The 14,665-nt window shown below is 62.1% G+C and carries 14 protein-coding genes; 10 read left to right on the forward strand and 4 right to left on the reverse strand.

What is annotated here, in order from left to right:
- Positions 1 to 33: 33 nt before the first annotated feature.
- Positions 34 to 360 (reverse strand): DUF1820 family protein, encoded by a 327-nt coding sequence (locus AC1RGE_RS29255; RefSeq protein WP_007927079.1) that lies wholly within the window; start codon positions 358 to 360, stop codon positions 34 to 36.
- A 134-nt stretch (positions 361 to 494) separates the two neighbouring features.
- On the opposite strand from AC1RGE_RS29255, the gene miaB reads away from it, so the two are divergent.
- From miaB to lnt, 5 genes are all read left to right on the forward strand, one after another.
- Positions 495 to 1,823, forward strand: coding sequence for a tRNA (N6-isopentenyl adenosine(37)-C2)-methylthiotransferase MiaB (gene miaB / locus AC1RGE_RS29260; RefSeq protein WP_011063650.1), 1,329 nt, complete (start codon positions 495 to 497; stop codon positions 1,821 to 1,823).
- Between the two features lie 113 nt (positions 1,824 to 1,936).
- A complete protein-coding gene (locus AC1RGE_RS29265) occupies positions 1,937 to 2,956 on the forward strand; it encodes a PhoH family protein (RefSeq protein WP_011063651.1) in 1,020 nt (339 codons plus the stop codon).
- Positions 2,949 to 3,407 (forward strand): rRNA maturation RNase YbeY, encoded by a 459-nt coding sequence (gene ybeY / locus AC1RGE_RS29270; RefSeq protein WP_011063652.1) that lies wholly within the window; start codon positions 2,949 to 2,951, stop codon positions 3,405 to 3,407. Before AC1RGE_RS29265 ends, ybeY begins: the two co-directional genes overlap by 8 nt.
- A 42-nt stretch (positions 3,408 to 3,449) precedes the next feature.
- Positions 3,450 to 4,289 carry a CorC family transporter gene (locus tag AC1RGE_RS29275; RefSeq protein WP_011063653.1) on the forward strand — a complete coding sequence of 280 codons (840 nt, stop codon included), beginning with the start codon at positions 3,450 to 3,452 and terminating at the stop codon, positions 4,287 to 4,289.
- 190 nt (positions 4,290 to 4,479) lie between these two features.
- A complete protein-coding gene (lnt, locus tag AC1RGE_RS29280; protein WP_103290701.1) occupies positions 4,480 to 6,003 on the forward strand; it encodes an apolipoprotein N-acyltransferase in 1,524 nt (507 codons plus the stop codon).
- Between the two features lie 44 nt (positions 6,004 to 6,047).
- Here the strand turns inward: lnt and AC1RGE_RS29285 are convergent, their stop codons facing one another.
- Complete coding sequence (locus AC1RGE_RS29285) at positions 6,048 to 6,809, reverse strand: YdcF family protein (protein ID WP_103290680.1); 762 nt, start codon at positions 6,807 to 6,809, stop codon at positions 6,048 to 6,050.
- A 127-nt stretch (positions 6,810 to 6,936) separates the two neighbouring features.
- Positions 6,937 to 7,257 carry a hypothetical protein gene (locus AC1RGE_RS29290; RefSeq protein WP_011063656.1) on the reverse strand — a complete coding sequence of 107 codons (321 nt, stop codon included), beginning with the start codon at positions 7,255 to 7,257 and terminating at the stop codon, positions 6,937 to 6,939.
- A gap of 260 nt (positions 7,258 to 7,517) precedes the next feature.
- Here AC1RGE_RS29290 and leuS point away from each other — a divergent pair, with 260 nt between their 5' ends.
- The 5 genes from leuS to AC1RGE_RS29315 all read left to right on the forward strand — a co-directional run bounded on the left by leuS (position 7,518) and on the right by AC1RGE_RS29315 (position 13,557).
- Positions 7,518 to 10,124: a leucine--tRNA ligase gene (gene leuS, locus AC1RGE_RS29295; RefSeq protein ID WP_019093819.1), complete on the forward strand. Its 2,607-nt coding sequence runs from the start codon at positions 7,518 to 7,520 to the stop codon at positions 10,122 to 10,124.
- 89 nt (positions 10,125 to 10,213) lie between these two features.
- Positions 10,214 to 10,819, forward strand: a complete 606-nt coding sequence (locus tag AC1RGE_RS29300) for an LPS-assembly lipoprotein LptE (RefSeq protein WP_011063658.1) — start codon at positions 10,214 to 10,216, stop codon at positions 10,817 to 10,819.
- A gap of 40 nt (positions 10,820 to 10,859) precedes the next feature.
- Positions 10,860 to 11,897 carry a DNA polymerase III subunit delta gene (gene holA / locus AC1RGE_RS29305; RefSeq protein WP_011063659.1) on the forward strand — a complete coding sequence of 346 codons (1,038 nt, stop codon included), beginning with the start codon at positions 10,860 to 10,862 and terminating at the stop codon, positions 11,895 to 11,897.
- Between the two features lie 112 nt (positions 11,898 to 12,009).
- Positions 12,010 to 12,171, forward strand: a complete 162-nt coding sequence (gene arfA, locus AC1RGE_RS29310; RefSeq protein ID WP_015637164.1) for an alternative ribosome rescue factor ArfA — start codon at positions 12,010 to 12,012, stop codon at positions 12,169 to 12,171.
- Positions 12,172 to 12,234: 63 nt separating this feature from the next.
- Positions 12,235 to 13,557, forward strand: a complete 1,323-nt coding sequence (locus tag AC1RGE_RS29315) for a lytic murein transglycosylase (RefSeq protein ID WP_019096029.1) — start codon at positions 12,235 to 12,237, stop codon at positions 13,555 to 13,557.
- A gap of 47 nt (positions 13,558 to 13,604) precedes the next feature.
- Here AC1RGE_RS29315 and AC1RGE_RS29320 read toward each other — a convergent pair whose 3' ends face one another.
- A complete protein-coding gene (locus tag AC1RGE_RS29320) occupies positions 13,605 to 14,552 on the reverse strand; it encodes a S66 peptidase family protein (protein WP_011063662.1) in 948 nt (315 codons plus the stop codon).
- Positions 14,553 to 14,665 lie beyond the last annotated feature (113 nt).

The following is a 14,665-nucleotide window of genomic DNA, read 5'->3' on the forward strand; positions in this document are numbered from 1 at the left end:
ACCGCCCTCCCGGAAAGACGGAATCGGCCAGGCTTACTTTTCCGGCATCGGCATCGGGAACGGCATGACATTGCTCACCCCGCGGGCCTCGCTGATCTTCGGCGTACCCAGGCGCTCGACTTCATCGATGCGCACGATCGAATGCATCGGCACAAAGCTGCGCACTACACCTTCGAACTGGGCCTTGAGCTTCTCCTCGCTCGGGTCAACGACCACTTGCGTGCGCTCGCCAAAGACGAACTCTTCCACTTCCAGGAAACCCCACAGATCACTCTGATAGATCTGCTTGGCGTACATTTCGAACACCTGGCCCTGGTTGAGGAAAATCACCTTGTAGATTGGAGCTTCACGTTTGGTCATGGCGGGCGGGTAACACATCGGGGGACAAAAATAGGGCGCGAACTATAGCATAGCTACCCGATGCACAACCCTAGGAACCTGTGGGCATGGCCCCTATAATGCGCGGTTCTTTGAATCACGTGATGATCCCGTCCATGGCCAAGAAGCTTTACATCGAAACCCACGGTTGCCAGATGAACGAGTACGACAGCTCGCGCATGGTGGACCTGCTGGGCGAACATCAGGCCCTGGAAGTCACCGCACGCGCCGAAGATGCGGACGTCATCCTGCTCAACACCTGCTCCATTCGCGAACGCGCCCAGGACCGGGTGTACTCCCAGCTCGGGCGCTGGCGTGAGCTCAAGCTGGCCAATCCGGACATGGTGATCGCCGTAGGCGGCTGCGTGGCCAGCCAGGAGGGCGCGGCCATCCGCGACCGCGCACCCTATGTGGACGTGGTCTTCGGCCCGCAGACCCTGCACCGCCTGCCGGAAATGATCGACGTCGCGCGCATCACCAAATTGCCGCAGGTCGATGTCTCGTTCCCGGAAATCGAAAAGTTCGACCACCTGCCCGAGCCCCGGATCGATGGCCCCAGCGCCTATGTCTCGGTGATGGAAGGCTGCAGCAAGTACTGCACCTTCTGCGTCGTGCCCTACACCCGCGGCGAAGAAGTCAGCCGGCCCTTCGACGATGTGATCGCCGAGATCATCCACCTGGCGGAAAACGGCGTTCGCGAGGTGACCCTGCTGGGCCAGAACGTCAACGGCTATCGCGGCCAAACCCACGACGGGCGCATGGCCGACCTGGCCGAATTGATTCGTGTGGTTGCCGCGATCGATGGCATCGAGCGAATCCGCTACACCACCTCACATCCGCTGGAGTTCTCCGACAGCCTGATCCAGGCGCATGCCGAAGTACCAGAACTGGTGAAGCACCTGCACCTGCCGGTGCAATCCGGTTCGGACCGGATCCTCGCGGCCATGAAGCGCAATCACACCGCCCTGGAGTACAAGTCCAAGCTGCGCAAGCTCAGGGCGGCTGTTCCGGGAATCTGCATCAGTTCGGACTTTATCGTCGGCTTCCCAGGCGAGACGGAGAAGGATTTCCAGCAGACCATGAAACTGATCGAAGACGTCGGTTTCGACTTCTCCTACTCCTTCGTCTACAGCCAACGGCCGGGAACACCGGCCGCCGACCTGGCCGACGAAACACCAGAGGCGGTGAAAAAGGAACGGCTCAACGCCTTGCAGCACCGCCTCAACCAGCAAGGTTTTGAAATCAGCCGACAAATGGTCGGCTCTACCCAGCGCATCCTGGTGACCGACTACTCGAAGAAAGACCCGGGCGAACTGCAGGGACGGACCGAGAACAACCGCATCGTCAACTTCCGCTGTGACAATCCCACGCTGATCGGCCAGTTCGCCGACGTGTACATCGACTCGGCGCAGCCTCACTCGCTGCGCGGCTCCCTGCTGCAATAACCTGGCAGGGAAAAGCCCCAGCAGCCCTTGCTCCGCATAAGAGCTTTCGCACCCAGGCTGCTGGCGTTATCCTTGAATTCATCTTAATTGCCGTTGGGCGGCTAAAAACGACCTTGAACGCACCCATAGAACCTCATCGTTTCATCCTCGAGCCCTTCGAGGCTCGCCGCTTCGCCAATCTGTGCGGGCAATTCGACGAGCATCTGCGCTTGATCGAACAGCGCCTGACGATCGAGATCCGCAACCGCGGCAATCAGTTCGAACTGATCGGCGAACCCAAGCAAACCACCTCCGCGGAAAACCTTCTGCGCCGTCTCTACCGGGAAACCAAGGGCACCGAGCTGTCGCCGGACCTGGTCCACCTGTTCTTGCAGGAGTCTGCCGTGCAAGAGCTGGACAACCCTTCGGTAGCCGATGCCGCCGTGGCCCTGCGCACCAAGAAAGGCATGATTCGCCCCCGCGGCCTGAATCAGCAGCGCTACGTCAAAGAGATCCTCGGCAACGACATCAACTTCGGCATTGGCCCGGCCGGTACCGGCAAGACCTACCTGGCCGTGGCCTGCGCCGTGGACGCCCTGGAACGCGAGCAGGTGCGACGCATCCTGCTGGTGCGCCCGGCGGTAGAAGCCGGCGAAAAGCTCGGTTTCCTGCCCGGCGACCTGGCCCAGAAGATCGACCCCTACCTGCGCCCGCTGTACGACGCCCTGTATGAAATGCTCGGCTTCGAACACGTGGCCAAGCTCATCGAACGCCAGGTCATCGAGATCGCGCCCCTGGCCTACATGCGCGGCCGTACCTTGAACAACAGCTTCATCATCCTCGATGAAAGCCAGAACACCACCGTGGAACAGATGAAGATGTTCCTGACACGGATCGGTTTCGGCTCCACTGCGGTGATCACCGGCGACATCACCCAGGTCGACCTGCCCAAGGGCACCAAGTCCGGCCTGGCCCATGTGATCAACGTACTCAAGGATGTGCCTGGTATCAGCTTCACTCACTTCATGCCCAAGGACGTGGTGCGCCATCCGCTGGTGCAACGCATCGTCGAAGCCTATGAGCGCTTCGAACTGCACGCTGCCGACGAGGCCGCCAAGGCTGCCGCAGACCGAGGCAACCGCCACGATGCTTGAGCTTGACCTGCAGCGCGCCAGCCAACAGCCGGCCCCCAGCGATGAACAGTTCCGCCAGTGGTGCGAGCTGGCCCTGCGCCAGCGCACCGCCGATTCGGAACTGACCATCCGCCTGGTGGACGAAGCAGAAGGGCGTGAGCTGAACCACACCTGGCGTCATAAGGATTACGCCACCAATGTGCTGTCATTTCCTGCCGATGTACCGGATGAGCTGCTGGATATCCCATTGCTGGGGGACCTGGTGATCTGCATTGCGGTGGTCGAGCGCGAAGCGGCTGAACAAGGCAAGGAACTTCAGGCCCACTGGGCCCATCTGGTGATTCACGGCTGCTTGCATCTGTTGGGCTACGACCATATAGATGACGACGAAGCCGAAGAAATGGAAGCGCTGGAACGAACGTTGCTTGCAGAACTGGGTCATCCGGACCCTTATGCAGACGACGAAAGCTGATCAACAACCCCCTGTAACAACCAAGGATTCAGAGCAATCGCTATGAGCGAAGATCGATCGAGCAACGGGCAAAAGTCATGGCTGGGCAAACTGACCCAGGCTTTTGCCCATGAGCCGAAAAACCGCCAGGAGCTGCTGGAGCTGCTGCGCGAAGCCCATCAGAACAAGTTGCTGGACAGCGAAGCGCTGGCCATCGTCGAAGGCGCCATCCAGGTCGCTGACCTGCAAGTCCGGGACATCATGGTTCCGCGCTCGCAAATGATCAGCATCAAGGCGACCCAGACCCCTCGGGAGTTCCTGCCCGCAGTCATCGATTCGGCGCACTCGCGCTACCCGGTGATCGGCGAAAGCCATGACGACGTGATGGGCGTCCTGCTGGCCAAGGACCTGCTGCCGCTGATCCTCAAGGAGAACGGTGACAGCTTCAACATCAAGGACCTGCTGCGCCCGGCGACCTTCGTCCCCGAGTCCAAGCGCCTGAACGTGCTGCTGCGCGAGTTCCGCGCCAACCACAACCACATGGCCATCGTCATCGACGAGTACGGCGGCGTGGCAGGCCTGGTGACCATCGAAGACGTGCTGGAACAGATCGTCGGCGACATCGAGGACGAGCATGACGTCGAGGAAGACAGCTACATCAAGCCACTGCCCAGCGGCGACTTCCTGATCAAGGCGCTGACGCCCATCGAGAACTTCAACGAGTTTTTCGACAGCGACTTTTCCGACGACGAATTCGACACCGTAGGCGGCCTGGTCATGAGTGCGTTCGGCCACTTGCCAAAACGCAACGAAATCACTGAAATCGGCGCCTATCGCTTCCGCGTGCTCAACGCCGACAGCCGGCGGATTCATCTGCTGCGCCTGACCCCCATTTCCCGCTGAGGAAACGGGTCATCTGCCCTCCCCCGCACCGCGATATCGTCTTGAGGCCACTTGCCCGGCCTCAGGCGATACAGTGCGGGGACGCATCGGCCGAGCAGCGCTGCGTGACTCGACGCTCATCTGAAACAACCCAACCATTCTCCTCGTGCCTCGCCCGGTACGACACAGGAAAGAGCTGATGAAACGCCTCTTGCAGCGCTCAACCCGCCCCGGCTGGCCCGGCAACCTGCTGGCCGTGATCGCCGGCGCCATCACCACCCTGGCCCTGGCCCCCTACAACATCTGGCCTCTGGCGCTGCTGGCAGTCGGCCTGTTCTATGCCGGGCTGCGCGAGCTGACACCGCGCCAGGCCCTGGGCCGCGGCTGGTGCTTCGGCTTCGGCCTGTTCGGGGCCGGCACCAGCTGGATCTACGTCAGCATTCACACCTATGGCGGCGCCTCGGCCCTGCTTGCCGGCCTGCTGATGCTGGCCTTCATCGCCGCCATCGCCTGGTTTTTCGCACTGCCTGCCTGGCTCTGGGCCCGCTGGTTGCGACGCAATGAAGCGCCGCTGGCGGACGCCCTGGCATTCGCGGCCCTGTGGCTGGGCCAGGAAGCCTTTCGCGGCTGGTTCCTCACCGGTTTTCCCTGGCTGTATTCCGGCTACAGCCAGCTTGACGGCCCACTGGCCGGGCTTGCGCCGCTGGGCGGCATCTGGCTGATCTCCTTCTCACTGGCCCTCACCGCGGCGCTGCTCTACAACCTGCCGCGACTGATCAAGGCCGGGCGCAAAGCCTTCATCGTTGCGGGCCTGCTTCTGTTGGCAGCCCCCTGGGTCGTGGGCCTGGCCCTGAAAGGCCATGCCTGGACCAGCCCGGCCGGAGAGCCGCTATCGGTCGCCGCCATCCAGGGCAATATCGAACAGAGCATGAAGTGGGACCCGGCCGAGCTCAACGCCCAGCTGGCGCTGTATCGCGACATGAGTTTTCGCAGCAAGCGCGTAGACCTGCTGGTCTGGCCGGAAACCGCAGTACCAGTGCTCAAGGAGTCGGCCGAAGGCTACCTGACGATGATGGGCAACTTTGCCGCCGACCGTCATTCCGCGCTGATTACCGGCGTTCCGGTGCGCCAACTGGTACGCCATGAAAAACGCTACTTCAACGGCATCACCGTGACCGGCGAAGGGGACGGCACCTACCTCAAGCAGAAGCTGGTGCCTTTTGGCGAGTACGTGCCCCTGCAGGAAGTGCTGCGCGGCCTGATCGACTTCTTCAACCTGCCGATGTCGGACTTCGCCCGCGGCCCGGCCGACCAGCCGCTGCTGCAGGCCAAGGGCTATCAGATAGCGCCGTTCATCTGCTACGAAGTGGTCTACCCCGAATTCGCCGCCAGCCTTTCGGCCCGTAGCGACCTGCTACTGACCATCAGCAATGACACCTGGTTCGGCACTTCCATCGGCCCCCTGCAACACTTGCAGATGGCGCAGATGCGCGCCCTGGAAGCCGGGCGCTGGATGATTCGCGCGACCAACAACGGCGTCACCGGACTGATCGATCCGTTCGGCAGGATCACGGTACAGATTCCCCAGTTCGAACGCGGCATTCTGTACGGCGAGGTCGTGCCCATGCACAACCTGACGCCGTATCTGCAATGGCGCTCCTGGCCGCTGGTGGTGCTCTGTACCCTGCTGTTTGGCTGGGCCTTGCTGGCCAGCCGTATTGCCAAGACCGTTTGAGGGCCCTCGCTGGCAATCCGGCTCCCGAGGGAGCCGGATTGCCATCAGCGATAGAACAACCGGTAGCCCAATTGGCCCACTGCCTCATTGAGCAACTGGCCACTCTGCCAGATCGACTTGAACTCAGGCATCCAGCCTCCCAGCGGACGGGCGTTATCCACTCCCAGGAACCCCACGGGTGCAGGCACCACTTCAAACCCGGCGTGCTCGAAACTCCACACCGAGCGGGGCATGTGCCAGGCCTGGGTCACCACCACCACACGCTTGATCCCCAATGGCAGCAGGACCTCGGCGCTGAACTGCGCGTTCTCCCAGGTAGTGCGGCTGCGGCCTTCCTGCCAGCGCACCGTCACGCCAAAGTCATCGAGCAGGGATTGCGCCATCAACGCAGCCTCGGTGGGCGGCGTACCGTAATGCAGGCCGCCACTGGTCAGCACCGGCAGCCCGGAGGCCTTGGCCAGGCGCGCGGCATAGCGTTCGCGCTCCAGGCCCACGCCGGTGGGCTGATCGGAGCCCCACGCCGGATCGCCCCGCTCCCGCCCCGAACCCAGCACCACAATCACATCCGCCTGCTCGGCCAGGCTCGCCCATTGGCTTTGCGGCAAGGGCGGCAGGCGCTCCAGACCGCGCGCCCCCCACTCCACCATGACCGGCAGGCTCATCAGCCAGAAACCACCCAGCCCCAAGGCAAAACACCAACCTGCCAGCCGTGGCCGGGAACGGCGCAAGCCCCAGGCAAGCAGCAGCAACAGCAATAAAATGCCGGGCGGCAGCAGCAACTGTTTGATGAAATAGCGAAAAGGCATCGAGCATCTCCAACAAGATGCCCGAAGCCTAAAGGGGATACCTGTCCGGCAACAACCGATGCCTGGTATTTTTGCTCCCGAGGTCCTCGGCCGCGACCTCGCTCGACCCGACAAGGGGCCCTGGGACCTACTTGAACTGCTGAGATCGGACTTTCACCGATGCCTTGACGGGCGCCTGATCCTTCAGCCAAATGATCTTGGCCGAACGAGGCACCTCCTGGTGTTGCAGACTGCCCATTGGATTGATCTGCATTTCACGTTGATGGCGGGCCAGATAGGCCCTGATCAATTCAAACTCCGCCCGGCTCAAACCCCGCAGCTCCAGCTCGATAGGCCGCTCATTGCGCAGTCGATCCGCCGTTTTTGCCGCATCCAGGGCCAGAGCCAGTCGATTGAGGAGCCTTTCATACACCTCCGGTTCTGTTGCTTTTCGCTGCGATTCAAGCATCCGTTCACCTCATCGAAGATAAGACTCACTCCCCTTTTTGAGCTTAGTCGGACAGCCGAAAGCGACGCGCCGCCGCGACCAACGGCCCGCCCGAGCAATCAGGGTTTCCCTCGGCAGAGTGCGGTCATGTATGCTACGGCGCTTCCTGTAACTCCACTTCCAGCTCCATCGGGCACTGAAAAACGCCGCATTTGGCGTCATCGCCACCCGAAGTTGCGTTGAAGAGGATTAGGCCACCCCTATTCAGTACAAAAGTAGCCATGCACGAACACTATCAGCCCCGTGAAATCGAAGCCGCCGCCCAGTCGTTCTGGGACGAGCAAAAGTCCTTTGAAGTCAGTGAACAGCCAGGCAAGGAAACTTACTACTGCCTATCGATGTTCCCTTACCCCAGCGGCAAGCTACACATGGGGCACGTGCGCAACTACACCATCGGCGACGTGATCTCCCGCTACCAGCGCATGCAAGGCAAGAACGTTCTGCAACCCATGGGTTGGGACGCCTTCGGCATGCCGGCGGAAAACGCCGCGATGAAAAACAACGTGGCTCCCGCCAAGTGGACCTACGAAAACATCGCCTACATGAAGACCCAGCTGCGCAGCCTGGGCCTGGCGGTGGACTGGTCCCGCGAGGTCACCACCTGCAAGCCGGACTACTACCGCTGGGAACAGTGGCTGTTCACCCGCCTGTTCGAAAAAGGCGTGATCTACCGCAAGAACGGCACCGTGAACTGGGACCCCATCGACCAGACCGTGCTGGCCAACGAACAGGTGATCGACGGCCGCGGCTGGCGTTCCGGCGCGCTGATCGAAAAGCGCGAAATTCCGATGTACTACTTCAAGATCACCGCCTACGCGGATGAACTGCTGGAGAGCCTCGACGAGCTGCCGGGCTGGCCCGAGCAGGTCAAGACCATGCAACGCAACTGGATCGGCAAATCCCGTGGCATGGAAGTGCAATTTCCCTACGACCAGGCCTCCATCGGCGAAGCCGGGACCCTGAAAGTCTTCACCACCCGTCCAGACACCCTGATGGGCGCGACCTACGTTGCCGTGGCAGCCGAGCACCCGCTGGCCACCCTGGCAGCACAGGACAACCCCGAGCTGCAGGCCTTCATCGCCGAATGCAAGGGTGGCAGCGTCGCCGAAGCCGACATGGCGACCCAGGAAAAGAAAGGCCTGCCGACTTCGCTGTTCGTCGAGCACCCGTTGACCGGTGAAAAACTCCCGGTCTGGGTCGCCAACTACGTGCTCATGCACTACGGCGACGGCGCAGTCATGGCGGTACCGGCCCACGATGAGCGCGACTTCGAGTTCGCCACCAAGTACAACCTGCCGATCAAGGCCGTGGTACGCACCAGCGCTGGCGATGAAACTCCGGCGCCCTGGCAGGACGCTTACGGCGAGCATGGCGAGCTGATCAACTCCGGCGAGTTCAACGGCCTGGACTTCCCTGGCGCGTTCGATGCCATCGAAGTGGCGCTGCTGAAGAAGAACCTCGGCCAATCGCGCACCCAGTTCCGCCTGCGGGACTGGGGCATCAGCCGCCAGCGCTACTGGGGCTGCCCGATCCCGATCATCCACTGCGACAGCTGCGGCGATGTACCCGTCCCGCAAGAGCAGTTGCCGGTGGTATTGCCGGAAGACGTGGTTCCCGATGGCGCCGGTTCGCCACTGGCGCGCATGCCCGAGTTCTACGAGTGCAGCTGCCCGAAATGCGGAGCACCTGCCAAGCGTGAAACCGACACCATGGACACCTTCGTCGAGTCCTCGTGGTACTACGCCCGTTACGCCTCGCCGCACTATGAAGGCGGCCTGGTAGATCCGGCCGCGGCCAACCACTGGTTGCCGGTGGATCAGTACATCGGCGGTATCGAACACGCCATCCTGCACCTGCTCTACGCGCGTTTCTTCCACAAGCTGATGCGTGACGAAGGCCTGGTGAGTTCCAACGAGCCGTTCAAGAACCTGCTCACCCAGGGCATGGTGATTGCCGAGACCTACTACCGTCGCGAAGCCAATGGCAGCTACACCTGGTACAACCCGGCGGATGTCGAGCTGGAGCGTGACAGCAAGGCCAAGATCATTGGCGCCAAACTCATCTCCGACGGCCTGCCGGTGGAGATCGGTGGCACCGAGAAGATGGCCAAGTCGAAGAACAATGGCGTCGACCCGCAATCGATGATCGAACAATACGGCGCCGATACCTGCCGCCTGTTCATGATGTTCGCCTCGCCGCCCGACATGAGCCTGGAATGGTCCGACTCTGGCGTTGAAGGTGCGCACCGCTTCCTCAAGCGCGTCTGGCGCCTGGCCCAGGCCCACGTCAGCCAGGGGCTGCCGGGGGCTCTGGATATAGCGACCCTGAGCGACGAGCAGAAAGCCATTCGCCGTGCAATCCACCTGGCCATCAAGCAGGCCAGCCAGGACGTAGGCCAGCATCACAAATTCAACACCGCCATCGCCCAGGTGATGACTCTGATGAACGTCCTGGAAAAAGCGCCGCAAGGCAGCGAACAGGACCGTGCACTGCTGCAGGAAGGCTTGCAGACCGTAGCCCTGTTGCTCGCCCCGATCACTCCACACATCAGCCATGAGCTGTGGGGCCAACTGGGTCAAAGCGGCGCGATCATCGATGCCGGCTGGCCAGCATTGGACGAAAGCGCGCTGGTGCAGGACAGCCTGCAACTGGTGATCCAGGTCAACGGCAAACTGCGTGGCCAGATCGAGATGCCAGCCAGCGCCAGCCGTGAAGAAGTCGAAGCGGCCGCTCGCAGCAACGAGAACGTACTGCGCTTCACCGAAGGTCTTACGATTCGCAAGGTCATCGTGGTGCCGGGCAAACTGGTCAACATCGTCGCCAGCTAATTGGATCAGGCGCCCGGTCCGGGATCGGGCGCCGAATAAAACCTCCAGGGCCACAAGGTTGGCCCATCTGGTTTCAAGGGGAGCAATACATGATCAAACGTAATCTGCTGGTGATGGGCCTGGCCGTGCTGCTGAGCGCCTGTGGCTTCCAGCTGCGCGGCACTGGAACCCAGGAGCTGTCCATCAAGGAACTGGACCTGAGCGCCCGGGACGCCTATGGCACCACCATCAAGATGCTCAAGCAACAGCTGGAAAGCAGCGGTGTGCGAGTCCATGCCGGCGCACCTTACAAGCTGGTGCTGCTGAGCGAGGAGAACTCCCAGCGTACCCTCAGCTACACCGGCGGTGGCAACTCGGCCGAGTACGAGATCGGCACCACCCTCAGGTATGAGATCCTGACTCACGACAACCTGCACCTGCTGGACGACAAACTGGAAGTGCAGAAAGTCTTCCTGCACGACGGCAACAACATCACCGGTTCCGACCAGGAGTCTTCCGAGACCCGCAAGGAAATGCGTCGCGACCTGATCCAGCGCATGCTGATCCGCCTGCAATTGCTGACCCCGGAACAGCTTGCCCAACTGCAGGCGACCGCCGAAGCCAAGGCCAAGGCAGAAGCCGACGCCCTGGAAGCCGCACGCAAGGCTGAGGCGGAAACACCGCAACAGTCCCCTATGGAACTGCCGAACCAGTAAGCCACGCGGGGCGTTCCGGCGCCCCCCCTGGCACCCGCCTATGAAACTCGCCCCTGCCCAACTCGGCAAACACCTGCAAGGCACTCTCGCGCCGATCTACGTGATCAGCGGCGATGATCCCCTGCTTTGCCAGGAAGCCGCCGACGCCATTCGCTCTGCCGTACGCCAGCAGGGGTTCGATGAGCGCCAGGTATTCAGCGCCGACGCCAGCTTCGACTGGGGCACCCTGCTGCAAGCAGGCGCCAGCATGTCGCTGTTCGCCGAAAAACGCCTGCTGGAATTGCGCCTGCCCTCGGGCAAGCCCGGTGACAAGGGCGCAGCAGCGCTGATCGAATACTGTTCGCGGCCTGCCGAAGACACGGTGCTGTTGATCAGCCTGCCCAAACTCGATGGCAGCGCGCAGAAAACCAAATGGGGCAAGGCGCTGGTCGAGGGTGCCCAGACTCAGTTCGTACAGATCTGGCCGGTGGATGCCAACCAGCTGCCGCAGTGGATTCGCCAGCGCCTGTCCCAGGCCGGCTTGTCCGCCAGCCAGGATGCCGTCGAATTGATCGCCGCCCGGGTCGAAGGCAACCTGCTGGCTGCCGCCCAGGAAATCGAGAAGCTCAAGCTGATGGCCGAGGGCGGCCAGATCACCGTCGAAACGGTCCAGGCGGCGGTGGCCGACAGTGCCCGCTTCGACGTATTCGGCCTGGTGGACGCCATCCTCAATGGTGAAGCGGCCCATGCCCTGCGCATGCTGGAAGGCTTGCGCGGCGAAGGCGTGGAACCACCGGTGATTCTCTGGGCACTGTCCCGGGAACTGCGCCTGCTGGCCAACCTGGCCCTGCAGTTCAGCCAGGGCGTGCCATTGGATAAGGTCTTCAGCCAGGCTCGCCCGCCCGTCTGGGACAAACGCAAACCCCTGATGAGCAAAGCCCTGCAGCGCTACTCCGCACAACGCTGGGGCCAACTGCTGCTCGATGCCCAGCGCATTGATGCGCAGATCAAGGGACAGGCCAGTGGCTCGCCCTGGAGCAGCCTGAGCCGCTTATCGCTGCTGATGGCCGGCCAGCGCCTGGCGCTTGCGGCCGAGTAAAGCTGCCACCCCGTCACGCTTACAATTTTCTGCATCCATGATGCTGGACAGCGGCCCGACTCTGGCCGATGATCTGCGCCGCAACACCTCCCTCCCAAAGTGAGTATTGAGCATGAGCAAGCCATCCAAGCATGGCCCCAACAAGGCCAAATCCATCGTCGCCCAGCCACTGTTCCGCAGCCGTCAGGAACGCCCGGCCAAGGGCAAAGGCAGCTACCGCCGCGAAGCCTTCCAGTCTAAAAGCTGGGAGGCTTCTTACTTTCTGGCTGCCTGAAGCCCAGAACCCCGCCGGCATGATAAGGTCTGCACCTGATTGTTATTCTCTCTGGACCCGTGCATGCCCTTTTGTCTTTCCCGTCGTTGGCACATGCGCCAACTGATCGCTGCCTCCAGCCTTATTCTGCTAGTCGCCTGCGCGGAAAAACCCACCGCCGCCGACGCCCAGCCACTGCCCAGCCTCCAGCCAGCCCCTCTTGCCGCACCTGCCACTGTCGCGCCCCTGACCGTCGACAACCTGGATATCCAGCCCACCCAGACCTTTGACCAATGGTTGAACGCCTTCCGTGCCGAAGCCTTGGGCGCCGGTATCCGTGCCGAAGTATTTGATCGCGCCTTTGCCGGCGTGACCCCGGACATGAGCGTGATCAAGGCCGACCGCAGCCAGCCCGAGTTCAGCCGCCCAGTATGGGAATACCTGGAGGGGGCGCTGTCCCCGGTACGGGTACGCAAGGGCCAGGCACTGCTGGTGCAGTACAGCGACATCCTGCAACGGATCGAACAGCGCTACGGCGTCGACCGCCAGGCATTGGTGGCGGTGTGGGGCATGGAAAGCAATTTCGGCGACTTCCAGGGCAACAAATCGGTCATTCGCTCTCTGGCCACCCTGGCCTATGAAGGTCGGCGCCCGGCCTTTGCCAACAGCCAATTGATCGCTGCGCTGCAGATCATCCAGCATGGCGATATACAGCCCGAGAAAATGCTCGGCTCCTGGGCCGGAGCCATGGGCCAGACCCAGTTCATTCCCACCACCTACAACACCCACGCCGTGGACTTCGACGGCGATGGCCGCCGGGATATCTGGAACAGCCCGGCCGATGCACTGGCCTCCACCGCGCACTATCTGCAGAGTTCCGGCTGGCAGCAGGGACAGCCCTGGGGTCTTGAAGTACAGCTCAACAGTGGTTTCGACTACGCCCTGGCCGACGCCTCCACCCGCAAGAGTGTGGGCGAATGGATGCGCCTGGGCATGACTCCTGCCAATGGCAAGGCCCTGCCTTACGGCTCGGAACATCTGTCAGCCTCACTGCTCTTGCCAGCGGGTTACCGCGGCCCGGCGTTCCTGATCCTGGACAACTTCCGGGCAGTGCTCAAATACAACAACTCCTCGTCCTATGCCCTGGCGGTGAACCTGCTCTCCGAACGCTTCGGCGGAGCCGGCCAGATCAGCGGCAGCTGGCCCAAGGACGACCTGCCCCTGAGCCGCTCCGAGCGCATCGAGCTACAGACACTGCTCAGTGCCAACAGCTATGACGCCGGCAATCCCGATGGCATCATCGGCGCCAACACCCGCAAGGCCATTCGCAATGCCCAACAGGCACTGGGCTGGCCCGCGGATGGCTATCCGACCCACAAGCTGCTGGAAAGCCTGCGCAATCGTTAGGAGCCGGTCCGGCGCAGGGGAAACACTCCCCCTCGCCGGCCCTGCGATTACTTGAAGACAACATCCTGCGCCAGGGTCAGTTCCCTGGCTCCCGCATCCAGCCTGACCAACGCGCCCATGGGCAAGGTCAGGTTGGGGTCGCAGTGACCACTGCGCCATCCCGCCAGCACCGGAATCCGCAGCGGTTCGAAGGTCTGCTTGAGCAAAGCGCACAACGCCGCAAAATCCACACCGGCCACATCCCCCACCAATACCCCACGCAGATTTTCCAGCTTGCCGGCCAGGCGCAGGTGATTGAGCAGGCGATCTATGCGGTACAGCGGCTCATTGACATCCTCGATAAACAGGATGATGCCGTCGGTATTGATCTCATACGGGGTACCCAGGGTACTGGCGATCAGCGACAGGTTCCCGCCCAGCAGGGAGCCCAGCGCAATGCCCGGCTCGATGGTGGTCAAGGGGAAGGCCACGGGATGGGGCAGCAGGCTGCCAGCCCGGGCCTGGCCTCGAAGCAGATTGAAAAAGGAGGCCTCGGTGGGCGCCTGCTTGTCGCCCAGCAGGTCGGCGTTGAGCATCGGCCCGTGAAAGCTCACAAAGCCGGCATAACGGTTGATCGCCAGGTGCAGGGCGGTGATATCGCTGTAGCCGACAAAGGGCTTGGGATTGCGCCGCAACAGATCGAAATCGATCTTGTCCAGCAGGCGGGGGCTGCCGTAGCCGCCACGCAGGCACAGAATGGCGTCTATGTCCGTGTCGGCGAAAGCCTCATGCAGGTCCTTGAGGCGCGCTTCGTCGCTACCGGCCAGGTACCCCTCCTGCAACCCGACACCCGGGAAGATCCGTAGGCTGTATCCCCTGGAGCGCATCCATTGGTGGGCTTTTTCAGTATCCAGCGCTGCGGGACCGGCAGGTGCAATAAGGCCGATAACGCCTTCTGCGGCCAGCGCCGGCACCGGCAGGTGGGCGTTCAGCGCAGCAGTCGGTTGGATAGGCATGCAGATTCTCCCTGTGTGAATTCACTCAAGCACAGTAGCCATGAATGGTGTCAAACAGAAGAGGCGGGATTTAAAAAGCGGCGGGCGCTGCGAAAGTGCTCGAAAGAGCCGGG

Source organism: Pseudomonas sp. GW823-FHT02C05 (genome assembly GCF_058797595.1).